Below are 22,441 nucleotides of genomic sequence, written 5' to 3'. Positions count from 1 at the left end.
TCACACCTTCCACGGATCCTTCACCCTTGGCCACATCGGCCGCGTCAGCTTCGTGTAATTCGTCGCCGCCGGGTTGCTGGGATACGAACTCGGCGCCGCGACATAGATGATCTCGGCGGCGATCGGCTCGAAGCCGGCGTAGAAATGGTTGGTCGACTTGATCAGCAAAATGTCTTTCGACAGCGGATCGACGCCGATGTTGGAAAAGATATCCGGCTCGAAGGTCTGCGTGCGGTTGGTGTTCAGGATCACGTCGACCTCGGTGCCTTCGATACGCACCACCGCTGACGGTCCCAATGTCACGCGGCTCGGCCCGAAACTCTGCCAGCTTTCGCTGACAGCCTTCAGCACGGTGACGCGCGCGTCGATCGGCTCGCCCGCCTGCGGCCCGGCCTTGCCGCCGAAGCGCAGGTCGATGACGGCACCTTCGCCCGCCGCCTGGCAGAACGTCACCGCGATCGGATCCCAGATCGTCGCCACGCCGACGCTTGTGATGCCCCGCGCCAGCATCTCGCGCAGTACGAAAGTGCCGTCGCCCGGCACACCGCCACCGGGATTGTCCCAGATATCGGCAATGACCACCGGCTTGCCGACCTTTTCCTTGCGCACGGCCAGCGCGCGGTCGATGCCGTCGGCCGCACTCAGCATGGCCATCGCCGTCGTTTCGCGCATGGCATAGAGTTCGCGCCCCAGCCGCTCGGCCAGCGCATCGCCTCTGGCCTTGTCATTGTCGGTGACGACCAGGACGCGCGTGCCCATTTCCGGCACGTCGGCGGCCATGAAGCCGTGGATGACCGAGACCGACAGCACGCCGTCCTTGCCGTGCAGCGCCTTGATGCGGTCGACGAAGGAGCGCATCGGCTCGCGGCTGGTCGGCAACACCTGGATCATGCGGCAGTCGAAGGTCGAGATGACAGGTTTGATCTCGCCACGCGCCGCGGCAAGCCCGAGTTCAACGACGTGCTCGCCGCGCTCGTAGAAATCGGTGTGCGGGAATTCGAGGAAATAGGCCATGATGTCGGACGCCGCCACGCGCCTGGGCGTCAGATGGCTGTGCGGATCGAACTCGCAGGCGATCACCACGCCAGGCCCGACGATGCCGCGCACGCGCTCCAGCAGATCGCCCTCGCAGTCGTCATAGCCTTGCGCCACCATGGCGCCATGTAGGCCCAGCATGATGGCGTCGACCGGCAAGGCGGCCTTGAGCTGGCCAAGTATCTCGTCGCGCAGCGCCTCATAGGTCTGCCGCTGCACGAGACCGCCGGGCTCGGCCCAGGTCGCGGTGCCCTCGATCACGGTGAGACCTTCCGCGGCCGCGCGGCGGCGCAGCGCCACGATCGGCGAAGAGCACAGCGTGGGCGTTTCCGGATGCTTGCCCGGACCGGCATAGAACGCCATTTCGAACGACGCCCGGTCTGTCGGCACCGGCGAGAAGGTGTTGGTTTCCGTCGCCAGCGAGGCGGTGAAGATACGCATGAAAGCTCCGTGGACTTCTTTGTTTTTTCGCAATTCCGCGCGGAAAACCGCTGGGCACTTTTCCTGAATTGCTGGAATGCTATTTGACCGCCCCGAGCGCCAGCCCCCGGACGAGATAACGCTGCAGCCAGATGAACAGGATCGCCACCGGCAAGGTGGCCAGCAACGTCGCCGCCATGACATGGTGCCATTCGATCGTGTAGCGGCCCGCGACCAGAGAGAACACCTGGATCGGCAGCGTGTAGCTCTCCTGGCTGCGCAGCATGGTCAGCGCCACGACGAACTCGTTCCAGGCGTTGATGAAGGTGAAGATCGCCGTCACCGCGATCGCCGGCAGGCAGAGCGGCAGGAACACTTTTCGCAAGGTCAGCCAGCGCCCGGCGCCCTCCATCCAGGCCGCTTCCTCGAGATCGCGCGGAATGGTGTCGAAATAGCTCTGCAGCATCCACACGGTGAAGGCGACGTTGAAGGCCATGTAGATGAAGCCGAGCGCCGTGGTCGATTCGACGAGCCCCCAGGCGGCCATCAGCCGGAACAGGCCGAGCACCAGCACGATCGGTGAGATCATCTGCGAGATCAGCAGGAACTGGCGGAAGGCGCCGTAGCCGGCGAAGCGGAAGCGCGACATCGCGTAAGCCGCGGGCACCGAGATCAAGATAGCGCCGACGGTGGCGATCACCGAGATGTAGAGCGAATTGACCAGCGCCTGGCCGAAGCCCGTCGCCACCCACATGTCGGAAAAATTTGACCAGCGGAACTCGCTCGGCCACCATGTGGGTGTCAGCACTTCGGTCCGAGGCTTCACCGCCGTCAGGAACATCACCGCGAAGGGGAAGATCGTCACCACGATCAAAGGCGCCAGCAGCAGCCAGGCGATGATGGTGCGCTTCAGCTTGCCGGTCGTAAATCCATTTGTCATGCGCGCTGCTCCCGCATGGCGAGGCGCACATAGATCATGGTGAAGATCAGCAATATGGCGAACATCACCAGCGACACCGCCGATGCCTCGCCCAGTTTGCCGATGCGGAAGGCGAGCTTGTAGAGGTGGGTCACCAGGATGTCGGTCGAATTGGCCGGCCCGCCCTGCGTCATCACCCAGATGATCGGGAACGAATTGAAGACGTAGATCGTGTTGAGCACGATGGCGATGTTGATGAAGGGTTTCAGCAGCGGAAAGGTGATCTCGCGGAACTGCTGCAGCGTCGTTGCCCCCTCCAATGCGGCCGCCTCGTAGAGATCGTCCGGTATCGAAGACAGGCCGCCCAGGAAGATGGTCGTTGTGAACGGCACCGTCACCAATATGCCGATCAGCACTTGCATCGGAAAGGCAGTGCCGGCCTGTGCCAGCCACTGGATGTTGTGGTCGATCAGGCCGAGCCCGATCAGCGCCGAATTCAGCATGCCGCTTTCGCCGCTCAGCGCCCAGCGCCAGACCACCGCCGTCATGGTCAGCGACACCGCCCAGGGCAGCATGATGATGACGCGCGCAAGGCCACGGCCATAGAAATCGGTGTTGAGGATCATCGCCACCGGGATCGAGACCAGCAGCGCGCCGCCGACCACCAGCACCGTCCACAGCCCGGTGCGCCAGAGGGCCGCGATGAAATCGGGATCGGCGGTGAGCGCGGCGAAATTGGTCAGGCCGCTGAACTCCCGCAACTGGCCAAACCGATTGACGTCGTGCGTCGCGATCTGGATCAGGTCCCATACCGGCCAGAAGATGACCACCGCAGCCAGGAACAGGCTGGGCAGGGTCAGAAGATAAGGCAGGAAGCGATTTTGCATCGGCTGGTTTGTACCGCTTTGCGAGGCATCCGTGGAGCGCTGGCTTGCCAGCTAGGCTAGTACTGACTTGTCTTCCTAGGCGCTCAGTTTCAAATTCTTCCCGACGTTTGCGCCGCCCCTCATCTGCCTGCCGGCATCAATGGAGAGAAACCTTTCCTCTCCCCCGTCGATCGGGGGAGAGGTGTCGAGCGAAGCTCGACGGAGTGTGGGTCGACCCCTCAAGCGCAAGGCCATGCAATGCTTGAGCCCAGTGCCATTCCTACGTGCGGCCACGACAGTTGCGAGGTTCCCCCACACCGTCTCGGCTTCGCCGAGCCACCTCTCCCCCTCCGGAGGGAGAGGAAAGGGAGTGGCGCACCCCGCCTGAGTCTGGGGCGCGCCACTGGCGCAGGGAGATACGCCCTATTTCTTGAGCGCGGCCCCTATTTCTTCAGCACCGCATTGGCCTTGGCTGCGGCGTCCTTCAAGCCTGCCTCGGGATCGCCGCCGAGATAGATCTTCTGCATGGCGTCCGACGTGATCTGGGCGACTTCTTCCCAGCCCGGGATGATCGGCGCGAAACGGGCATCCGGCAGCAGCGCGGTAAAGGCGGCGAGATCGGCGTTGTTGACGTAATAGTTCATCTTGGCCTCTTCCTTGTTCACCGGCAGGAAGCCTTCGCCTTGCGTGAACTTGGCGCGCTGCTCCGTGGTGAACAGGAAGTCCATCAGCTTCCAGGCCTCATCCTTGTTCTTGGAGTTCTTGAACATGATCATGGAATCGGTGACGCCATACGTGCCGCGCGCGCCGGTCGGCCCCGCCGGAATGGCGGCCACGCCGTATTTGAGGCTCGGCGCCTCATCCTTGATCTGGTTGGACAGGAAGGGCGCGGTGATCATCATGCCGACCTTGCCCTGCTTGAACAGGTTCTGCACGTCCTCACGGTTGTTGGAGGTGACGCCGGGCTCCGTCAGCCCCTCGTCGATCATCGACTTGTAGAGCTTGGCGGCTTCGAGCGCGCCTGGCGTGCCGAGGCCCGACGTGCCGTCCTTGTTGAGGATCTCGGTGCCCTGCGACCACATGGCGTAGTAGTAATAGACGTCGGTCTCGATCTCCTTGCCTTGCAGGCCGAAACCGAAGGCACCCTGCGCCTTGATCTTGCGGGCATCCTCCTGCAGTTCGGTCCAGGTCGCCGGCGGCTTGGCGATGCCGGCCTTCTCGAACAGCTCCTTGTTGTAATACATGGCGCGCGCCGAAGCGGCGATCGGCAAGCCATAGGTCTTGCCGCCCATGATCGAGGGCGACAGGAAGGTGTCGATGAAGCGGCCCTTGAATTCGGGCGTGATGTAGCTGTCGAGCGGCTCGGCGACATCCTGTTGGACAAAGTCGATCAGCCAGCGCGTGCCGATGATGGAGAGATCAGCATTGGTGCCCGCGGTGATGTCGGTGGTCAGCTTCTGCAAGAGCACATCCCACGGCACCACCTCGAACTTGACGGTGATCCCGGGATTCTTCGCCTCGAACTCTTTCTTGACCTCTTCGAAGTAGGGGCCGGTCTTGGCACTGTATTCGGCGACGGTAACCCGCACTTCGCCAGCCTCTGCCTGCGCCGCGAAGGCCAGAATGCCCATTCCGGCCATTAGGCCGGCAGTCCATTTCGCAAGGTTCATCTGATCTCTCCCATTTGGTCCACGCTTTTGCGCTCCTCGTGCCAGTCCTGACACAAGATTTATGTGACTTTCCTACATTATCGATGAATTTGCCGCGTGCAAGCAGATTATGATGTTGCTTAATTACATTCCATTCTTTAGCCTGCCGGCATCTGCCTGACCTGCCGGAGGAGCAAGCGCCGTGGTTTCGAGAGCCGAATTCGAAGGCAGGACGGTCGTCATCACCGGCGCCGGTGGCGGCCTTGGCTCGGCGATCGTCGCACTGCTGGCCGGCAGGGGGGCGCGGGTGGTCGGCTGCGACCAGTCCGAGGAGGCGCTGGCGAGCCCGCACTTTGCCTCGCGCCATGTCTTCGATCTTCTCGACCGGGCCTCGGTCGAAGCCGCGATCGCCGCAGTGCTGGAAAAGGACGGCGTCCCCGACATCCTGATCAACAATGCCGGCTGGACCCGCGCCGAGACGCTTGACGCGCTGACGGCGGACAGGATCGAGCGTGAACTCGACCTCAACCTGACCGGTGTGATGATCTTCGCCGATCCCATTGCCAAGGCGATGGCCGCGCGCGGTTCGGGCAGCGTCGTCTTCATTTCGTCCGTCAACGCCATCGCGCATTTCGGCAACCCCGCCTATGCCGCCGCCAAGGCCGGCATCAACGCCTATGCCAAATCGATCGCCGTCGAGCTCGGCCGCAGCGGCGTGCGCGCCAATGTGGTCTGCCCCGGATCGATCCGCACCGCCGCCTGGGACCATCGCCTGGCCAAGAACCCCGACATAATCGGCAAGCTGCAGCGGCTCTATCCGCTCGGCCGCATCGTCAACGCCTCGGAAGTGGCCGAAGCGGTGGCCTTCCTTGCCTCCGACCGGGCCTCGGGCGTAACAGGCGTGGTGATGCCCGTGGATGCGGGATTGACCGCCGGCTGCCTGCCGTTCATCGACGACATATTGGGAGCGTGACCATGACCGACGTCGAGTTTCGCAAGCTCTCGAAATCCTTCGGCCAGCACAAGATACTCGAGGACATCAGCCTCGACATCACGAGCGGTGAGTTCGTGGTTCTGGTCGGGCCGTCCGGCTGCGGCAAGTCGACCTTGCTGCGCATGCTGGCGGGGTTGGAGACCATCAGTTCCGGCGATCTCCTGATTGGCGGCACACGCGCCAACGACCGGCCGCCGCAGCAGCGCAACATCGCCATGGTGTTCCAGTCCTATGCGCTGTTTCCTCACCTCAAGGCCTCGGACAATATCGGCTTCGGCCCGAAGATCCGGGGCGAGGACCGCACCGCCATCGACCAGAAGGTCAAGAAGGCGTCCGGCGTCCTCAACCTGTTCTCCTACCTCGACCGTTATCCCCGCCAGCTCTCTGGCGGACAGCGCCAGCGCGTCGCCATGGGCCGCGCCATCGTGCGCGAACCCTCCGTCTTCCTGTTCGATGAGCCGCTCAGCAATCTCGACGCGCAGCTGCGCGTGCAGATGCGCACCGAAATCAAGGCACTCCACCAGCGGCTGAAATCGACCATCGTCTACGTCACCCACGACCAGATCGAGGCCATGACCATGGCCGACCGCATCGTCGTGATGGATCGCGGCAGGATCCAGCAGGTCGGGCCGCCGCTGGAGCTCTATGACAGGCCGGCCAACAAGTTCGTCGCCGGCTTCCTCGGCTCGCCGTCGATGAGCTTTGTTTCCGGGGCGCTCAAGACGACGCCCGAGAGAACCTGGTTCGAGTCGGCCGGCGGTGGGCGGCTTGCGCTCGCCGGCAAACCGGTACCGGCAGGCAGCGCCGTGGAGGCCGGCATCCGGCCCGAACATTTCATCGTCGGCGAGGCCACTGATGCCATGGCGCTCAAGGTTGATGTCGTCGAGCCGACCGGTTCCGAAACCCATGTCTACGGCGCCATTGGCGCCGACACGGTGCGCGCCGTGTTCCGCGACCGGGTGCCGGTCCGGCCGGGCGACCTGCTGCCGGTCTCGGTCGACCCCGGCAACATCCATCTGTTCGACACCGCGACGGGCCTGCCGCTGAGATGACGACGGAAACTCGAATATGAAGACGCCGGCCGACATCATCACGCGGCTGCAGCTGATGTCGCAGGACGGCACCAAGTCGGATCGCCGGCTGGCAAGCCTCGTTCTGTCCGATCTCGACTTCGCCTCCAAGGCAGCAATCTCGGAAATTGCCGCGCGCGTCGGCGTCAGTGAGCCGACGGTCACCCGTTTCTGCCGCAACCTCGGCTGCGAGGGCCTGCGCGACTTCAAGTTCTATCTGGCGCAGGCCATTGCCATCGGCGGCCAGTATCTGTCGCCGGAGCCACTGAGCCGCGATGCCCGCGAGCAGCGCATCGCATCGGCCATCACCGAAGCCGCGATCGCCGCCATCCAGCGCGTCAGCGAAAACCTAGACATGACGACACTGGTCGACGTCGCCGCGCGCCTCGCGGCGTCAGGCAATGTTCTGTGCATCGGTTCGGGGGGCATTTCCTCGATGATGGCGACCGAGATGCAGAACCGGCTGTTCAGGCTGGGCCTGCCGGTCCTTGCGCAGATCGATGGCCAGTTGCAGCACATGTACGCCGCCGTTGCCACGCCGGACACCACGGTCGTCGCCTTCTCCGTCTCCGGCTATGCGCGCTCGGTCATCGAGGCGGTGCAGGTCGCCCAGCAATATGGCGCCGCCACGGTGGCCGTCACCGCGCCCGACTCCGCGCTGGCCAAGGCCGCCGACACGGTCATACATCTGCAGCCGCTCGAGGACGGCAACATCTACAAGCCGACATCGTCGCGCTACGCGTTGCTGGCGATCGTCGACATGATCGTGACATCGGTCGCCGAGACGCGCGGCCCGAAGGTGCTGGAGAACCTGCGCCGCATCAAGCAGAGCGTGAACACGCTGAAGGTCGACGATCCGCGTTTGCCGCTGGGGGATTGAACTTCAAGTAGGGGATTGACCGCAGAGCGCTTCGACACTTCTTGCCAGCGCTGCCGGTTCGCCTGAAATGCGCAGCGTCTTGAGCCGGGCCGTGCCGCCGGCAACGACCGAAACCGAAGATGCCGGCACGCCAAGCGCCTTGGCGACCAGCTTCTCCAGCGCTTGATTGGCGGCGCCATTTTCCGGCATGGCGCGGACCCGCGCCTTCAGATGGCTTCGCCCGTCCGCCGATGTTTCGACGCCTTCGAGCCGATCCACGGAAGACTTCGGTGTCAGCCGGACGAACAGATCGACGCCGTTCTCGCGAATGCGGTACGGCGCGCTCATGCGATCGTCAGGCCAGCAGCAGCGGCGCCACCGTGGTGAGAATGAACTGCCTGAGGAAGAACAGGATCAAAAGCAGGATGATCGGCGAGATGTCGATGCCGCCAAGGTCGGGCATGAAGCGGCGGATCGGCCGCAGCGCCGGCTCGGTCAGCCTGTAGAGCATGTTGCCGATGCTGCCGACGAACTGGTTGCGCGAGTTGACGACGTTGAAGGCATAGAGCCAGGAAAAGATCGCCGAAGCGATGATGACCCACCAATAGAGGTCGAGCGCCATGACGATGGTTTGAATGAGGGCTAGCATGCCGGTCTCCAATTGTTGCCGACATGTAGCCACTACGCGCCAAACCGGCAAGGGCAGGGTTCCGCCACGCGACCGGCGGGCGAGTTTTTGGTGAAGCGCCGCCTTGACAGGAAACCGCGTCGCCCGATAAATGCGCCATCCGCTGGACGGGGCTGTAGCTCAGCTGGGAGAGCGCGTCGTTCGCAATGACGAGGTCAGGAGTTCGATCCTCCTCAGCTCCACCAGCGGAATAATCGATTGTCCGCCTTTCCCGCGCGGTAACGCCCAAGCATCATCCGATACATCGCGATGCATCACCCGGCGTGAATGCCCCCAAAAATGGCCAGAAGCGACTTCGCCTTTTCCAAGGCGAAATGGTTGTCAATTGGACTTATGGCGATGGCCGGTTTCCGAGCGGCGCTATTTTTTTTGGGAGCCGCCCCATTAGACTGGCGTTCTCAAATCAGTTTTTCTGTGTGTTGTGACAAGGCGTTTCGGCGGGGGCGACCGAAGGCGCTATACGGATTCCGAGTCGAAATGAAGAAGCGCCCGCGGAAGCAAAAAAGTGTCCATTCGCGACAATCTCGCTGCAAATCTCAGGCGGCTCTGCAAGGACCATGCTTCCGTCAGCGCGGTGTGCCGCGAACTGGGCATCAACCGCACGCAGTTCGAGCGTTACCTGCAAGGGCAGACCGTCCCCAACAAGGCCACCGCCAAGCTGATCTGCGACTACTTCCGAATCGGCGAGGCCGAACTGTACCGGGACCCCGGCACCCCCGAGCCCACGGCTCCCGGCCTGCCGCCGATTTCCGAAAGCCTGTTCACGCAGATGATCCGCCCGCCCGCCCCGTCGATCGCGGGCGGCACCTATTTCACCTATTTTTCGATCCCGACCCGCGCCGACCTCCTGATGCGGTCGGTGACTTTCGTGCGTCGCGAGGCCGAACTGGTCACATTCCGCCGGGTCACCGGATGGTCGGAGCGCCGCGGCTCGACATGGGCGCGAGCGCGCGGCAACTATTACGGTGTGGCGATCTCGCGCCTCAACTGGATCTATTTCAGCGGCGTCAACCGCCGCCAGACAGGCGAACCATCGCTGATCTCGGTGCAATGGGCGCCTATCTCCGAACCGGTGCTGAGAGGCAAGGCCATGCTTCTGACCGAAACCGGGCCGGCATTCGTGTCGGTGATCATGCGGCAGGACATGTCCAATATCCCGCCCAGGCATGCGATCCGCATGGCGCATGTCGTCAGGCTCGATGATCCCGGCGTCGATCAGCTCGTCGTCAGCCTTGCCCGGGACGGGCTGGATTAGCCGCTTGCTTACGCTAAATAAGAACAAGAATATCCCGAAAAAGCGTATGCTAGCGATTGCCTACTCCATATCTGAGTAAAATCGATTTTTTTAGACTTTACAGCTAGGAAAGATATTTTAGATCATATTTGATTTACTACAATTTTAACAAAGCATTAACTCTTCGGACCTTACCTTTCTTCTCGCGGGTCCGAACTTTGGCTCGCATTCGGCGGGCTCGACCATCAATTGGCCGACTCGACATGTCCAGTGTAGCCCATACGCATTCCTAGAGTTCCATCCGATGACAGGAGCAGCAGGTGTCAAATCAGTCACTACGTCAGTCAGAGCTCGATAGTCTGCAATATATCGCGACGATGACCAACGAACTGGTGCAGATGGCCGAAGCAAGCCGTTTTCCCATGATCTCCTATCTGCTCGGCATGGCCTATGCCGAGGCCTTCGATGTCTTGCGCGGCGCACGCCCGGCCAGACATGCGCAGCTCAGCGGCAACCCGATGCACCCCAAGGCACATGCGAAAGACAACCACGCTCAGCCAAGAACAGCGTAGCGCGACGGGGCGGCGCTAGTCCCGCAAACTGAACACGAATGGCGCCGTACGGCTGACGCGCGAGCCGAGTTCCGGCGGCGGCGCCGGCACGGAGGCGCCCTGCAGCACCGCGAGCGCTGCGCGGTCGAGCTCGGCATCACCGGACGAACGCACGACCCGCGCCGACAGCACCCGGCCGGACGGGTCCATGGTGAAAGTCACATTCACATTGCCTTGCGCGCGACGGGATTTCGCGGCACTCGGGTAGCGCTTATGGCGATTGATCCACGCCGTCAGCCGCGATTCCCATTTGGCCGGGCTGACACCCGAAAACCCGGCCGCCGACCTCGGCGCCGCTGCCTTGGCGGCGGGCCGGGCTTCGGCGCTCGCGGCACTTGCCGTCTTCGGCGGCTTTTCCTTCCTCGGCCTTGGCTTGAACTTTTCGGCAGGCTTTTTGACCTTGGCTTCGGCCGGCTTCTTTTCCTTGCGTCTTTCGGCCGGCTTTGACCGCGGCGGCGGGACGACAACCTCCGGCGCGACGGTCTCGACAATATCGGGGACGACCTCGTCCAAGGGCGGCTGGACGACCGGTTCGACCTCCATCATCTCCATGGGTTCGTCCGGCGGCACCGTCTCCGGCTCGGCGGCAGGTTCGGCTTGCTCGACCACCTTCTCGGGCTCGGCCTCGGCAGTCTTCTCCGTCTCCTCGACCGGCTCGGTCTGGTCGGGAATCGCCGCATCGAGCGTCGCCGCCTGTTCGGGTACCGCCGGCGTCATCATCATCGGCGCCATCTCGATCACCGGCGCCGGCGGCGGCTCGCCATCCGACGGTTCGACTGGACTGAAATTCTGCACGGTATAAGCGACCGCGACATGCGCCCCCAGCATCAGCACGGCCGCACATGCCCACAGGCCAAGGTCACGCCAGCCGAAGCGCGACAGCACCATCGTTGGCGAGGCAGCCGATCGTGTCATGGGGCAGCCGTCCCGCTTGGCACCGGTGCGGCGGCATCACCGGCGGGCGCGGCCTCCAGGCCGACCAGGGCAATCTTCAGATAGCCGGCGGCGCGCAGCAGGTTCATCGCCTCCATCAGGTCGCCATAGGCCACCGCCTTGTCGGCTCGCAGGAAGATTCGCGTCTGCTTGTCGCCCTTGGCGCGGCTGTCGAGCGTGGCGGCAAAAGCCGGGCGCGGCACGGTGTCGTTGCCGATCGCGAGCGTGAGATCATCCTTCAATGTCAGGAAAAGCGGCGTCTCTGGCCGCGGCGCCGGCGTCGCGGTCGAGCCGGGCAGGTCGACATTGACATCCACCGTCGCCAACGGCGCGGCGACCATGAAGATGATCAGGAGCACCAGGATGACATCGATGAACGGCGTGACATTGATCTCGTGGCTCTCCTCGATATCGTCGTCCATGGCTTGTCGGATTCTGCTTCCCATGGGCTGCTCCTTTACTCGGCCGCCAGCACCGCCGCGGGTGCGACGGTGCGGAAATCGAGGTCGCGGCTGACCAGCCGTTCGACGCCCGCCGAGGCGTCGGCCAGGATCTGCCGGTAGCCGGCTATCGAGCGGGCAAAGACATTGTAGATGACGACGGCGGGAATTGCCGCGACCAGTCCCATCGCGGTGGCCAGCAGCGCCTCTGCGATGCCCGGCGCCACCACGGCGAGATTGGTGGTCTGCGCCTGCGAAATGCCGATGAAGGCGTTCATGATGCCCCAGACGGTGCCGAACAGGCCGACGAAAGGCGCGGTGGACCCTATCGTCGCCAGCAGGCCGGTGCCGCGCGACATGCGCCGCGACGCCGCCGCCTCGATGCGCGACAGGCGCGAGGTGACCCGTTCCTTCAGCCCGTCCCCGCCGACATGGTCGAGCGCGCCGGCCGAAAGCGCGGTCTCTTCCTCGGCGGCCCGCACCAGGAGCGCGCCGGGGCCGCCACTGCGGTCGAGCGCACGGCACGCCTGCTTCAACGTCGCGGCATCGCCGATCGCGCGGACGGCATGGCGGACACGCAGCTTGCCGCCGAAAATTTCCAGCGATTTGGCCAGCCATATCGTCCAGGTGACGAGCGACGCAAACGCCAATCCGATCATCACGGCCTTCACGACGGTGTCGGCGGCCATGAACATGCCCCATGGCGACAGGTCGTGCGGCAGGTTCAGCTCCATCGTCCCCGCAAGTGCCGGCCCGGCCGGTTGCTCTTGGGCCACCGCGCCGCTCGTCAGGATCACCGATGCGACCAACGCCGCCAACAAACCATGTCTCGACACGAGTTTCTTCCTTGTTCTCACAGCTCGCGCGCACCCCATTGCGGCAGCGGCCGTCTGGCGAAGGTAATGGCGCCGGAGCTCGCCGGCTGCTGGCGCGCCAGAAGCTTGATCCGCGTCGACTTGCCCGAACCGTTATGGCCGATCAGTCCATAGACGCGCGCCCGCCGCAATTCGAGCGAGACCGGACCGAGCAATGTCCGCTCGCCGAAGGCAAAACGCACGGCATGGATGTCGAAAGCGGTCTGGGTATCGGCTTCGGCCCCGGCCATGGCGTTTCTCCAGCGCGGCGCCGTTTTCCAATCCTGGCTACGGCAGGCAGACGCCCGGATTGACTATAAAACATGAACTTACTAGTCAAGATTGAAGATGACAACGGCACTCAACAAGTCTCGGAGATGTCCGACCAAAAACCTGAAGCGCCGCGGCGCCCGGTGGCATTGTTGCCGATTGCGGGCTGTCATTCGCCCGATCCGCGCCGGCGAATGCCGGACATCCCGTGTCGCGGCATCGGTGCGAACTCGCTAGAGTGATCCGGCCGCAAGGAGTTCCGGATGATCAAGGCAATACCCTTCGACTACCCTTATGATGGCAGGCTGGTGGCCGAAAACACCGCCTTGATCGTCATCGACCTGCAACAGGATTTCCTGTCGACATCGGGCTATTTCGCCAGGAAGGGATATGACCCCTCGCCGCTGCGGGCGATCCTGCCCACGGTGAACCGCCTGATCGGGGCCGCGCGCAGGGCCGGGCTCACCATCGTCCACACCAGGCAGGGTTACCGCGCCGACATGGCCGACATGACGCCCTATGAGAAATGGCGCCGCAAGCGCGCCGGTCTCGACGGCACCGACGTCCTGCTGCGCTCGGGCGCGGGGTTCCAGATCGTTCCGGAGATCGATGTCGCACCGCACGACATCATCGTCGACAAGACCTGCAACAGCGCCTTCACCTATACGGATTTCGAGCTCGTGCTGCGCGCGCGAGGCATCACGCATCTGATGTTTTCCGGATGCACGACCGATGTCTGCGTTCACACCACGCTGCGCGAGGCCTGTGACCGCAATTTCCAATGCCTGACCATTTCGGACGCGTGCGCCAGCGGTGATCAAAAGGCGCATGAAGCGGCGTTGCACATGGTGACGGTCGAGGACGGCGTCTTCGGCGTGCTGGCCGATTCGGACGCCGTCATCAATGGCCTGTCGCGGCTTGGCGGCAGACATCAAGCAACAGAAGATTGATGGGCCTCAGCCCGCTGCTCGCGTCTCCAGCCCTGCGCCAGGCGCATAAGCTCCGTGGTGGAATTCGTTAGCCTCCCGGCGCGCCAGGGAGTTGCGCAGCAACGCGATCGTTTCCCGGCCAGCCGTCGCGATCTCGCGTGGCGTGTCGACGCCGACGATCATGAATTCATCAATGCCGAGAGCCGCATAGGCAAGCAGCGACAGCGCGACCTGGGCCGGAGGCCCGGAGAGGTCGACCGTCTTTTGGCCGGTGGCGGAAAACCCTTGGTGGATCCTGACCGGAAGCGCGAAGCGCAGTTTGCCGGCGCGGCCATGTTCGGCCGCGGCGCCACGCGCCCGCTCCATCAATTGCCTGATGTCGTCGATCGGACCCGGCGCCAGTTCGAAGACATCGGCATGCCGGCCTGCCACCTTCAGCGCCGTTCCGGATTGCCCGCCCATGCGGATCACGAGGTCGGCGCCATGCGGACCCTTGCGCGGCACATAACCGCCCTTGATGCTGTAGAACGCGCCCTCGTGGTCGAAGGGCCGGTCGTTCGACCACAGCCGCTTCAACAGCACCAGATATTCGTCGATGCGCTGCCAGACGACGCCATGTCCGACCGGCAGTGTCTCGGCATCGTCGTCGTTCAACGGCTCGCTGATCATCCTGAGGGCCAGCCGTCCGCCGCTCCCCCTGTCGATAGACGCCAACTGGCGGGCAGCCACCGTCGGTTCGATCACGCCGGCCCAATGGGTGAGCACCACTTCCAACGAAGCGGTGCGGTTGAGCACCTGGGCGGCAAGATCCATGTTGGTCAGCAGTCCGGCCGAATCGTCGACGACGATCTTCTGGAAACCACCGTCCTCGATCAGCCCGAGTTTGGTCGCGGTCTCTGCGAAGTCATAGAAAAAGGGAACCGTCGCGTCGGCGGTCTTGCCGGGAACATGCGTGAATTCGATCGGCATTGTCATCTCCTCCATCACTGGAATCACTGATGCTGTGAAATGCGAACCCTCAGGCGCGCCAAAGCGCTCCGGGATCCGGTTCATTCAACTCCGATTGCCTGAAAGCTGTGGGGCAACAGCCCCTGCCGATCCGGTGCCTTAGGGAATAAGGCCCAGCACGACGGCCCCGGTGAACACGAACGCAAGGGCAAAGACGAGATAGGCGAAAGCGCCGGCATAGGCCGGGCGAAAGCCCTGGGCGTTGGCCAGCCTCTGGCCGCTGCTGTCGGTCTGGGCGTTCTGGATATAGGACATATCGACCTCCGTCTCGCTGGTTAATCTATAAAACTTGTAGACTTTGTCGATTGCTATTTTTCGGTCATTGGCAGAATTATTTTCTCATCAATCGCCAGAAATTGGTGTGAAATTGCTGTTTAAGCCGATCTGAGCGATCGACGGAGATAGCAGGGCGGCATCGCTCCACACGCTTTGAATGGGCCTATGTGCTTGTTGACGCTGCACCTATTTCATGCATTGGCCACCCGATGCAGGAAGGATAGCATGGCCGCCAGCGGCAACATGAAATCATTCAAAAAGAACGTTGGGAGCAGAAAATGGGCGCAAGACTGGCCGGCAAGGTTGCCATCATTTCGGGCGGCGCGACGGGAATGGGCGGCGCGGCTTCGGAACTGTTCGCTGCCGAAGGCGCCAAGGTGGCGATCATCGACCGCAACGGTGAAGCAGCCGCGGCAACCGCGGCCGCGATCCGCGCGCGTGGCCATGTCGCGGAGCACTTTGTCGCCGACGTTTCCGACGAGGGGCTGGTCGAGGCGGCGGTGAAGGGCGCAACGGAAAAACTCGGACCCGTCACCGTGCTGTTCAACCATGCCGGCACCATCGTGATAAAGCCATTCCTGGAGACAACGCTGCAGGAATGGGACTGGCTGCATGCCGTCAATGTGCGCTCGATGTTCCTGATGACGCGCGCCGTGCTGCCCGGCATGATCGCGGCGGGCGGCGGATCGATCGTCTGCACCTCGTCGATCTCGGCGGTGGCCGCGACGCCGAACGAAGTGCTCTACGACACCACCAAGGGCGCCTGCCACATGTTCGCGCGCGCCATCGCGGTGGAATTCCGCGACCGCAACATCCGCTGCAACGCGGTCTGCCCCGGCTTTATCCGGACGCCGCACGGCCTGCGCGAGGTCGCCGACCTCGGCAAGCTTGGCGTCGATGTGTCCGACGACGCACTGGCCGCGCAGCAGGGCCGCATCGGCGAGCCCGACGAGGTGGCGAAGGCAGCGCTTTATCTGGCCAGCGACGAGTCCAGCTTCGTCAACGGCACGCATCTGTTCGTGGATAATGGTTTTACGGCGATGTGAGACGACAGCTTGGCGCCCTTCCTCTCCCCGTCGATCTGGGGAGAGGTGTCGAGCGAAGCTCGACGGAGTGGGGGTCGACCCTTGGCGCGATCCACGAGACTCTTGCGCCTCATCTCCCTCGAATATCCGTTGGTGACGCTTGCCAGGTGGTTCCCCACTCCGTCTCGGCTTCGCCGAGCCACCTCTCCCCTCCGGAGGGAGAGGAAAGGTCGCCAGGCCCTATCGCTCCTCTCGTCGAAACGGCTTCAGCAGCGCCGAGGGTGCCACCGCGTTGCGCGACATGAGCGCCATGGCGACAATCGTAAAGATGAAGGGCAGCATCAGGAACGCCTCGTAAGGAATGTGCCCGAGTCCGCTCGCTTGCATGCGCAGCTGGAGCGCATCGACGAAGGCGAACAGCAGCGCGGCCCCTGCCGAGCGCCATGGATCCCAGCGGCCGAACACGACCAGCGCGATTGCCACCCAGCCGCGTCCGGACACAACGCCGAAGGTGAAGGCGTTGAACTGCGCCATCGACAGGAAGGCGCCGGCTAGCCCCATCAGTGCACCGCCAAGGATGACGGCCTGGAAGCGCGTGGCGATGACGCTGACGCCGGCCGAATCGGCGGCACGCGGGTTCTCGCCGACCATGCGCACCGACAGGCCCCATGGCGTGCGGTAGAGCACGAAGGCGGCGAGCGGGATGGCCAGGATCGCCATGTAGACCAGTGCAAACTGGTTGAACACCGCCGGCCCGAGCACGGGAATATCGGACAGAACCGGGATCGGCAGCGTCTGAAAACCCTTGATGCTTGGCGGGACCGATTGCTGGCCGAAGGTCAGCCGGTAGAGGAAATAGGCAAGCCCCGATGAGAACAGCGTGACGCCGATGCCGCAGACATGCTGGCTGAGGCCGAGCGCCACGGTGAACAGCGCATGCAGCGCGCCCATCAGCATGCCGGTCAGCACCGCCACCAGCACGCCAAGCCACAGGCTGCCGCTGAGGCTGGTGGCGGTGAAGCCGGTCATGGCGCAAAGCAGCATGATGCCTTCGATGCCGAGATTGAGCACGCCGGCCCGTTCGGAGAACATTTCGCCGAGCGTGGCAAAGGCCAGCGGCGTGGCGATGCGGATGATGGCGGCGAGAAAGCCGACCTGAAAAATCTGTTCCAGCACGGCGCTCATCGGGCAACCCCGACGCGGCGGATGCGATAGGCGGTGAACAGCAGCGCGACCAGCATGGCGAGCAGTGCCGTGCCTTGGATGACATCGCTGAGGAACGCCGGCACGCCGGTCGCGCGCGACATCGCCTCGGCACCGGTCATCACGGCGGCAAGGAAGATCGCCGCCGGCATCACGCCGAGCGGGTTGAGCCGCGCCAGCATGGCGACGACGATGCCGGAATAGCCGTAGCCCGGCGAAATATCGCTCATCACCTGGAAATGCACGCCGCCGACCTCGCCGACGCCGGCAAGTCCGGCCAGCGCGCCGGAAAGCAATGCCGTCGAGATCAGCACCCGCTCGACATGGATGCCGCCATATCGGGCCGCTTCCGGGTTTTCGCCCGTGACCCTGATGCGGAAACCCAGCGTCGTGCGCACGATCAGGAACCAGATCAGCGGTGCCGCGACCAGCGCCACGATGACGCCGAGATGCAGCCGCGTACCTTCGATCAACACCGGAAAGTTGGCCGAATCCTCGATCGGCGGCGAGATCGGGTAGCCGCTGAAGCTATCCTTCCACGGCCCTTCGATCAGCGCCATCAGCGCGTAGTAGATGACCGAGTTGAGGAGCAGCGAACTGACGACATCGTCGACCTTGAATTTGACCCGTAGCGCCGCGGGGACGAGCGCCACCGCCGCACCGGCAGCAGCACCGGCGATTGCCATCAGCAGCATGGCCAGTGGCCCCGGCATCGGGATCGCGCCGACGAAGCAACTGGCCACCGCGCCGGCCAGCAATTGCCCCTCGGCGCCGATGTTCCAAAACTTGGCCCGGAAGGCGACGGCGACCGCCAGCCCGGTGAAGACCATCGGAGCCGCGCGCACCAGCGTCTCGGTGATGGCATAGCTGTCGCCGAGCGAGGCCGTGAACATGACGCCGTAGGATTCGAGCACGCCGGCGCCGGCGAGCGCGATCAGGCCGCTGCACAGGACGAGCGTGGCGCCGATCGCCAGCAGCGGCAAAGTGAGGTTGAACCAAGCGGGTGTGGAGGTACGAGCTTCCAGGCGAAACATCAGCCGTGGCCCTCCGCGCCGGTCATCAGCAGGCCGAGCCGCGCAACACTCGCATCGGCGCTGTCGAGCGTGCCGGCGATGCGGCCCTCATACATCACCGCGATGCGATCGCAGAGCACCAGCAACTCCTCCAGATCCTCGCCGATGACGATGATGCCGCAGCCCTTGGCGCGCATGTCGAGGAATTTTTCGTGGATGAAACGGGCCGCACCAATGTCGAGGCCGCGCGTCGGCTGCGAGACGATCAGAACCTTTGGGTCAAAGGCAAGCTCGCGCGCCAGCAGCGCCTTCTGCAGATTGCCGCCGGACAGCGCGCCGGCCCGCGTCATCGGCCCGGGGCATCTGATATCATAGGCCTTGATCTGCGCCTCGGCGAAAGCGCGGATCGCATCCGGCTTGAGCAGGCCCCTGCCGGAGAAGGCTGATGTGCCGATGCGCGGCAGCACCATCGAATCGGCGAGTGGCAGATTGGTGACCAGCCCCGTCGTCATGCGGTCTTCCGGGATGCGGCCAAGGCCCAGCGCCTGCACCTCGCGCGGCGAGAAGTGCACGACCTGTTTGCCGGCTATCGTCATTTGACCGCTGTCGGGCGCGCGCACGCCCGAGATCACCTCCGCCAGCGCTCGCTGGCCATTGCCCGAGACTCCTGCAATGCCGAGAATCTCGCCAGCACGAACCACAAGCGACACATCGCGCAACGCGGTGCCTGAATGCCGCGAGGTCGAAATGCCGTCGAGGGTCAGGACATCGGCGCCCGGTGTCGATGGCCCGCGCGCGGGCGGCACGATTTCATGGCCGCACATCAATTGCGCCATTGCGGCCGATGTCGTGTTTGCCGGATCATCGACACGGCCGGCGACGCGGCCATGCCGCAGCACGGTGCAGCGATGCGTCAGCGCCCGCACCTCGTTGAGCTTGTGCGAGATGAAGATGATGCCCAACCCCTGCGCCGCCATCGACCGCAGTGCCGAAAACAGCCCGTCGACCTCGCTCGGCGCCAGCACCGCGGTTGGCTCGTCGAGGATCAAGAGCCTTGCGCCGCGAAACAGCGCCTTGACGATTTCGAGCCGCTGCTGCTCGCCGACCGACAGTGCCGAGACCGGCAGGTTGGGGTCGAGCCTCAGCCCGTGCTGGCTGCTGATTTCGGCGAGCCGCGCCAGCCCGCCGGCGCGGTCGATCCGTCCCGATTTGCCTGGAATGCCGATGAGCAGGTTTTCCAACACGGTCAGCCGTGGCGCCAGATGGAAATGCTGGTGCACCATGCCGATGCCAGCAGCCAGCGCGTCGGCCGAGCTGCTGATCCGCACCGGCCGGCCCTGGATCAGGATCTCGCCGGCATCCGGCGCATAAGCGCCGAACAGCACGTTCATCAATGTGGTCTTGCCGGCGCCGTTCTCGCCGAGCAAACCGAGGATTTCTCCTGGCGCTACGCTGAGATCCACAGCCTCGTTCGCCTTGACGGCGCCGAAGCTCTTGGTGATGCCGCGCATTTCGATGAGTGGGGCGGGCAAGGGTGCTCCTGAATTTGCATTCCGAGGGCAGCGCGAGGCCCCCTCTCGGCCCTGCCGGGCATCTCCCCCTCAAGGGGGAGATTGATGGCACATCGGCCTTCGCCAATCTCCAGCGCTGTTAAGAAGGCGCTATCCGCGACACTGCCGATCTCCCCCTTGAGGGGGAGATGCCCGGCAGGGCAGAGAGGGGGCGCCTGGCGCCGACCTCTCAAGCAACAAAACCTAATCCGAAACCGGCGTGTTCTCGTCGACATCCACGCGGAAATTGCCTTCGAGAATCTCCACCTTCTTCTTCTCGACCAGATCCTTGACCTCGACGGGCAGCGTCTTGTCGAACTTGTGGAAGGGGGCGAGATAGGAGCCGCCCTTGGCCATGCGCGAGAAATCGCCGTAGTCCTGCGCCGTGTAGACGCCGGCCTTGACCAGCTTGATCGCTTGCTCGACCGTCGGGTACATGTCCCAGACCGGACCGGTGATGACGGTGTCGGGGCCGAGGCTCGACTGGTCGGACATGTTGGAGATGGCGAGGATCTTCTTCTCGACCGCCGCCTCGATGACGCCGAAGCGTTCGGCATAGATGACGTCGACGCCGGCATCGATCTGCGCCACCGCGGCTTCCTTCGCCTTGGGCGGGTCGAAGAAGGAACCGATGAAGGCGACCTTCTTCTTGACGTTCGGGTTGACCTCCTTGGCGCCGGCGAAGAAGGCGTTGACCAGCCGGTTCACTTCCGGAATGCCCATCGCCGCCACCGCGCCGACCGTACCCGACTTCGACATCTTGCCGGCGATCATGCCGGAGAGATAAGCAGGCTCGTGGATCCAGTTGTCGAAGACGCCGAAATTGGGTTCGGCCGGCCCCGCACCGGAGCCGAACAGAAAGGCGGTCTTGGGGAACTGCTTGGCCGTGCGCCGCGATTCACGCTCGGCGGCGAAGGCGTCGCCCAGCACCAGCTGGTACCCGCCCTGCGCATATTCGCGCATGACGCGGCTGAAGTCGGCAGTCTGCACCTTCTCAGACCATTTGTATTCGATGCCGAGTTCCTTTTCGGCCTTCTGCAGGGCGACATGGATCTGGTTGTCCCAGGGTTCCTCGATCGGCGTGGCGAAGATAGCCGCCACCTTCAGTTTCTTGCCCGCCGCGAAGGCCGAGCCAGGCAGCATCGCCGCCGCCAGGCCAAGCGCGCCCAGCTCCAGCACGTTGCGTCGCGACAGCCCTTCGCGCATCGAATGGGATTTGTTCTTCCGGTCTTCCATTGAAGTGCCCCTCTGTTCGACAGCCGTGTCGAGCCGGCCGTTCCAAAAATCAGACGGGGAACTATGGAACGGGTCCGTACTTTTGTCCACATGGTCAAATTTGGCGAAGCGCCGAATCCCGCCATGGTGTTATCGAGCCGAGAGAGCCCGGCGTTAGGCCCTTTCGAGTGCGATGGCGATGCTCTGGCCGACGCCGATGCACATGGTGGCCAGCGCATAGCGGCTGCCGCGTTCGCGCAGCTCCAGCGCCGCCGTGCCGGAGATGCGCGCACCCGACATGCCCAGGGGATGGCCGAGCGCGATGGCGCCGCCATTCGGATTGACGTGTTTGGCATCTTCCGCGATGCCGAGCTGGCGCAGCACGGCGATGCCTTGCGAGGCAAAGGCTTCGTTGAGTTCGATGACATCGAACTGTTTTGGCGTCAGGCCAAGCCGCGCGCAAAGCTTCCGAGTCGCCGGCGCCGGACCGATGCCCATGATGCGCGGCGCGACCCCGGCGGCGGCGCCGCCAAGGATGCGCGCGATCGGCGTCAGCCCGTATTTCCTCACCGCTGCCTCGGAAGCAACGACCAGCGCCGCCGCGCCGTCATTGACGCCGGAGGCATTGCCGGCCGTCACCGTGCCGCCCTGCCGGAACGGCGTCGGCAGTTTGGCCAGCGCTTCGACCGTGGTGCCAGCGCGGGGATGCTCGTCCTTCGACACGACGACTGCATCGCCCTTGCGCTGCGGGATCGTCACCGGGGTGATCTCCTTCGCCAGCCGGCCATTGGCTTGTGCCGCGACCGCCTTGTCCTGGCTGCGTGCCGCGAAAGCATCCTGATCGGCGCGTGAGACGGCGAAATCCTCGGCGACGTTCTCGCCGGTCTCCGGCATGGAATCGACGCCGTACTGCTTCTTCATCAGCGGGTTGACGAAGCGCCAGCCGATGGTGGTGTCGTAAATCTCGGCATTGCGCGAGAACGCCGTATCGGCCTTCGGCATGACGAAGGGCGCTCGGCTCATCGATTCGACGCCGCCGGCGATCATCAGTTCCGCCTCGCCGGCCTTGATGGCGCGCGCGGCGATGGTCAGCGCGTCCATGCCTGAGCCGCACAGCCGGTTGACGGTGGAGCCCGGAATCTCCTGCGGCAAGCCGGCCAGCAGCAGCGCCATGCGCGCCACGTTGCGGTTGTCCTCGCCGGCCTGGTTGGCGCAGCCATAGACGACGTCGTCCACCGCCTGCCAGTCGATCCCGGGATTGCGCTCGAGCAAAGCCTTCAACGGGATGGCGCCAAGGTCGTCGGTGCGAACCGAGGACAGCGAACCGCCGAAGCGGCCGATCGGCGTGCGGATATAGTCGCAAATATAGGCCTCGGCCAT

General features: G+C 64.0%; 22 protein-coding genes, 1 tRNA gene and 2 pseudogenes. 8 read left to right on the top strand and 17 right to left on the bottom strand.

Features of this window, described 5'->3' with window-relative positions; genetic code table 11:
- From EJ077_RS00400 to EJ077_RS00385, 4 genes are all read right to left on the bottom strand, one after another.
- A complete protein-coding gene (locus EJ077_RS00400) occupies positions 1–1,476 on the bottom strand; it encodes a M81 family metallopeptidase (RefSeq protein ID WP_208699117.1) in 1,476 nt (491 codons plus the stop codon).
- 79 nt (positions 1,477–1,555) lie between these two features.
- Positions 1,556–2,395, bottom strand: a complete 840-nt coding sequence (locus EJ077_RS00395; protein WP_208699115.1) for a carbohydrate ABC transporter permease — start codon at positions 2,393–2,395, stop codon at positions 1,556–1,558.
- The gene (locus tag EJ077_RS00390; RefSeq protein ID WP_208699112.1) at positions 2,392–3,261 is read right to left on the bottom strand and encodes a carbohydrate ABC transporter permease; all 870 of its coding nucleotides are present in this window, start codon (positions 3,259–3,261) and stop codon (positions 2,392–2,394) included. The genes EJ077_RS00395 and EJ077_RS00390 overlap by 4 nt, the downstream gene beginning before the upstream one ends.
- 422 nt (positions 3,262–3,683) lie before the next feature.
- A complete protein-coding gene (locus EJ077_RS00385) occupies positions 3,684–4,910 on the bottom strand; it encodes an ABC transporter substrate-binding protein (protein WP_208699110.1) in 1,227 nt (408 codons plus the stop codon).
- Positions 4,911–5,091: 181 nt separating this feature from the next.
- Between EJ077_RS00385 and EJ077_RS00380 the strand changes: the two genes are divergently transcribed.
- The 3 genes from EJ077_RS00380 to EJ077_RS00370 are packed head-to-tail and all read left to right on the top strand — an operon-like array spanning position 5,092 to position 7,833.
- Positions 5,092–5,862, top strand: a complete 771-nt coding sequence (locus EJ077_RS00380; protein ID WP_208699108.1) for an SDR family NAD(P)-dependent oxidoreductase — start codon at positions 5,092–5,094, stop codon at positions 5,860–5,862.
- A gap of 2 nt (positions 5,863–5,864) precedes the next feature.
- A complete protein-coding gene (locus tag EJ077_RS00375) occupies positions 5,865–6,935 on the top strand; it encodes an ABC transporter ATP-binding protein (RefSeq protein ID WP_208699106.1) in 1,071 nt (356 codons plus the stop codon).
- Positions 6,936–6,951: 16 nt separating this feature from the next.
- Positions 6,952–7,833 carry a MurR/RpiR family transcriptional regulator gene (locus tag EJ077_RS00370; protein WP_208699103.1) on the top strand — a complete coding sequence of 294 codons (882 nt, stop codon included), beginning with the start codon at positions 6,952–6,954 and terminating at the stop codon, positions 7,831–7,833.
- A 3-nt stretch (positions 7,834–7,836) separates the two neighbouring features.
- Here EJ077_RS00370 and EJ077_RS00365 read toward each other — a convergent pair whose 3' ends face one another.
- Together EJ077_RS00365 and EJ077_RS00360 are read right to left on the bottom strand one after the other, a co-directional pair.
- Positions 7,837–8,160 carry a DUF167 domain-containing protein gene (locus tag EJ077_RS00365; protein ID WP_208699099.1) on the bottom strand — a complete coding sequence of 108 codons (324 nt, stop codon included), beginning with the start codon at positions 8,158–8,160 and terminating at the stop codon, positions 7,837–7,839.
- 7 nt (positions 8,161–8,167) lie between these two features.
- Complete coding sequence (locus EJ077_RS00360; protein WP_015315112.1) at positions 8,168–8,461, bottom strand: YggT family protein; 294 nt, start codon at positions 8,459–8,461, stop codon at positions 8,168–8,170.
- Between the two features lie 148 nt (positions 8,462–8,609).
- Here EJ077_RS00360 and EJ077_RS00355 point away from each other — a divergent pair.
- From EJ077_RS00355 to EJ077_RS00345, 3 genes are all read left to right on the top strand, one after another.
- Positions 8,610–8,685, top strand: a tRNA-Ala gene (locus EJ077_RS00355).
- A gap of 320 nt (positions 8,686–9,005) precedes the next feature.
- A complete protein-coding gene (locus EJ077_RS00350; protein ID WP_208699097.1) occupies positions 9,006–9,755 on the top strand; it encodes a helix-turn-helix domain-containing protein in 750 nt (249 codons plus the stop codon).
- 299 nt (positions 9,756–10,054) lie between these two features.
- Entirely contained in the window at positions 10,055–10,306 is a 252-nt protein-coding gene (locus EJ077_RS00345) for a hypothetical protein (protein WP_127277088.1), read from the top strand.
- Between the two features lie 15 nt (positions 10,307–10,321).
- Here EJ077_RS00345 and EJ077_RS00340 read toward each other — a convergent pair whose 3' ends face one another.
- From EJ077_RS00340 to EJ077_RS00325, 4 genes and pseudogenes are all read right to left on the bottom strand, one after another.
- Positions 10,322–11,260: a cell envelope integrity protein TolA gene (locus EJ077_RS00340; RefSeq protein ID WP_208699094.1), complete on the bottom strand. Its 939-nt coding sequence runs from the start codon at positions 11,258–11,260 to the stop codon at positions 10,322–10,324.
- On the bottom strand, positions 11,257–11,724 hold the full coding sequence (gene exbD, locus EJ077_RS00335; protein ID WP_208699092.1) for a TonB system transport protein ExbD: 468 nt from the start codon (positions 11,722–11,724) through the stop codon (positions 11,257–11,259). Before exbD ends, EJ077_RS00340 begins: the two co-directional genes overlap by 4 nt.
- Before the next feature lie 11 nt (positions 11,725–11,735).
- Positions 11,736–12,554 carry a tonB-system energizer ExbB gene (gene exbB, locus EJ077_RS00330; RefSeq protein ID WP_208699089.1) on the bottom strand — a complete coding sequence of 273 codons (819 nt, stop codon included), beginning with the start codon at positions 12,552–12,554 and terminating at the stop codon, positions 11,736–11,738.
- Positions 12,555–12,574: 20 nt separating this feature from the next.
- Positions 12,575–12,823 (bottom strand): annotated as a pseudogene (locus EJ077_RS00325) (ATP-binding cassette domain-containing protein); the annotation flags it as partial.
- 282 nt (positions 12,824–13,105) lie between these two features.
- Here EJ077_RS00325 and EJ077_RS00320 point away from each other — a divergent pair.
- Positions 13,106–13,792: a cysteine hydrolase family protein gene (locus EJ077_RS00320; protein ID WP_208699086.1), complete on the top strand. Its 687-nt coding sequence runs from the start codon at positions 13,106–13,108 to the stop codon at positions 13,790–13,792.
- A 6-nt stretch (positions 13,793–13,798) separates the two neighbouring features.
- On the opposite strand, the gene EJ077_RS00315 is transcribed toward EJ077_RS00320, so the two are convergent.
- Together EJ077_RS00315 and EJ077_RS00310 are read right to left on the bottom strand one after the other, a co-directional pair.
- The gene (locus tag EJ077_RS00315) at positions 13,799–14,740 is read right to left on the bottom strand and encodes an LLM class flavin-dependent oxidoreductase (protein ID WP_208699083.1); all 942 of its coding nucleotides are present in this window, start codon (positions 14,738–14,740) and stop codon (positions 13,799–13,801) included.
- 138 nt (positions 14,741–14,878) lie between these two features.
- The gene (locus tag EJ077_RS00310; RefSeq protein ID WP_127279725.1) at positions 14,879–15,034 is read right to left on the bottom strand and encodes a hypothetical protein; all 156 of its coding nucleotides are present in this window, start codon (positions 15,032–15,034) and stop codon (positions 14,879–14,881) included.
- Positions 15,035–15,333: 299 nt separating this feature from the next.
- Here EJ077_RS00310 and EJ077_RS00305 point away from each other — a divergent pair, with 299 nt between their 5' ends.
- Positions 15,334–16,101 carry an SDR family NAD(P)-dependent oxidoreductase gene (locus tag EJ077_RS00305; protein WP_208699080.1) on the top strand — a complete coding sequence of 256 codons (768 nt, stop codon included), beginning with the start codon at positions 15,334–15,336 and terminating at the stop codon, positions 16,099–16,101.
- Between the two features lie 219 nt (positions 16,102–16,320).
- Here EJ077_RS00305 and EJ077_RS00300 read toward each other — a convergent pair whose 3' ends face one another.
- The 5 genes and pseudogenes from EJ077_RS00300 to pcaF all read right to left on the bottom strand — a co-directional run bounded on the left by EJ077_RS00300 (position 16,321) and on the right by pcaF (position 22,441).
- Positions 16,321–17,265 (bottom strand): ABC transporter permease, encoded by a 945-nt coding sequence (locus tag EJ077_RS00300; RefSeq protein ID WP_208699078.1) that lies wholly within the window; start codon positions 17,263–17,265, stop codon positions 16,321–16,323.
- A complete protein-coding gene (locus EJ077_RS00295) occupies positions 17,262–18,317 on the bottom strand; it encodes an ABC transporter permease (protein ID WP_208699077.1) in 1,056 nt (351 codons plus the stop codon). The genes EJ077_RS00300 and EJ077_RS00295 overlap by 4 nt, the downstream gene beginning before the upstream one ends.
- Before the next feature lie 287 nt (positions 18,318–18,604).
- Positions 18,605–19,807: pseudogene (locus tag EJ077_RS00290) on the bottom strand (ABC transporter ATP-binding protein); the annotation flags it as partial.
- 243 nt (positions 19,808–20,050) lie between these two features.
- Positions 20,051–21,082: a BMP family protein gene (locus EJ077_RS00285; RefSeq protein WP_208699071.1), complete on the bottom strand. Its 1,032-nt coding sequence runs from the start codon at positions 21,080–21,082 to the stop codon at positions 20,051–20,053.
- Between the two features lie 153 nt (positions 21,083–21,235).
- On the bottom strand, positions 21,236–22,441 hold the full coding sequence (gene pcaF / locus EJ077_RS00280; RefSeq protein WP_208699069.1) for a 3-oxoadipyl-CoA thiolase: 1,206 nt from the start codon (positions 22,439–22,441) through the stop codon (positions 21,236–21,238).

The sequence above is a fragment of the Mesorhizobium sp. M8A.F.Ca.ET.057.01.1.1 genome, from assembly GCF_003952565.1.
Lineage (GTDB): Bacteria > Pseudomonadota > Alphaproteobacteria > Rhizobiales > Rhizobiaceae > Mesorhizobium.
Note: the sequence above shows the minus strand (reverse complement) of the source record. Positions and strands in the feature narration are given on the sequence as shown.

Excerpts from the sequence above, each read along its gene's own strand:
- EJ077_RS00340 (WP_208699094.1), bottom strand. The coding sequence starts at position 11,260 with ATGACACGATCGGCTGCCTCGCCAACGATGGTGCTGTCGCGCTTCGGC.
- EJ077_RS00310 (WP_127279725.1), bottom strand. The coding sequence starts at position 15,034 with ATGTCCTATATCCAGAACGCCCAGACCGACAGCAGCGGCCAGAGGCTG.
- pcaF (WP_208699069.1), bottom strand. The coding sequence starts at position 22,441 with ATGGCCGAGGCCTATATTTGCGACTATATCCGCACGCCGATCGGCCGC.
- EJ077_RS00395 (WP_208699115.1), bottom strand. The coding sequence starts at position 2,395 with ATGACAAATGGATTTACGACCGGCAAGCTGAAGCGCACCATCATCGCC.
- EJ077_RS00390 (WP_208699112.1), bottom strand. The coding sequence starts at position 3,261 with ATGCAAAATCGCTTCCTGCCTTATCTTCTGACCCTGCCCAGCCTGTTC.
- EJ077_RS00320 (WP_208699086.1), top strand. The coding sequence starts at position 13,106 with ATGATCAAGGCAATACCCTTCGACTACCCTTATGATGGCAGGCTGGTG.
- EJ077_RS00300 (WP_208699078.1), bottom strand. The coding sequence starts at position 17,265 with ATGAGCGCCGTGCTGGAACAGATTTTTCAGGTCGGCTTTCTCGCCGCC.
- EJ077_RS00385 (WP_208699110.1), bottom strand. The coding sequence starts at position 4,910 with ATGAACCTTGCGAAATGGACTGCCGGCCTAATGGCCGGAATGGGCATT.
- exbD (WP_208699092.1), bottom strand. The coding sequence starts at position 11,724 with ATGGGAAGCAGAATCCGACAAGCCATGGACGACGATATCGAGGAGAGC.
- EJ077_RS00295 (WP_208699077.1), bottom strand. The coding sequence starts at position 18,317 with ATGTTTCGCCTGGAAGCTCGTACCTCCACACCCGCTTGGTTCAACCTC.
- EJ077_RS00285 (WP_208699071.1), bottom strand. The coding sequence starts at position 21,082 with ATGGAAGACCGGAAGAACAAATCCCATTCGATGCGCGAAGGGCTGTCG.
- EJ077_RS00375 (WP_208699106.1), top strand. The coding sequence starts at position 5,865 with ATGACCGACGTCGAGTTTCGCAAGCTCTCGAAATCCTTCGGCCAGCAC.
- EJ077_RS00315 (WP_208699083.1), bottom strand. The coding sequence starts at position 14,740 with ATGCCGATCGAATTCACGCATGTTCCCGGCAAGACCGCCGACGCGACG.
- EJ077_RS00365 (WP_208699099.1), bottom strand. The coding sequence starts at position 8,160 with ATGAGCGCGCCGTACCGCATTCGCGAGAACGGCGTCGATCTGTTCGTC.
- EJ077_RS00360 (WP_015315112.1), bottom strand. The coding sequence starts at position 8,461 with ATGCTAGCCCTCATTCAAACCATCGTCATGGCGCTCGACCTCTATTGG.
- EJ077_RS00370 (WP_208699103.1), top strand. The coding sequence starts at position 6,952 with ATGAAGACGCCGGCCGACATCATCACGCGGCTGCAGCTGATGTCGCAG.
- EJ077_RS00305 (WP_208699080.1), top strand. The coding sequence starts at position 15,334 with ATGGGCGCAAGACTGGCCGGCAAGGTTGCCATCATTTCGGGCGGCGCG.
- EJ077_RS00400 (WP_208699117.1), bottom strand. The coding sequence starts at position 1,476 with ATGCGTATCTTCACCGCCTCGCTGGCGACGGAAACCAACACCTTCTCG.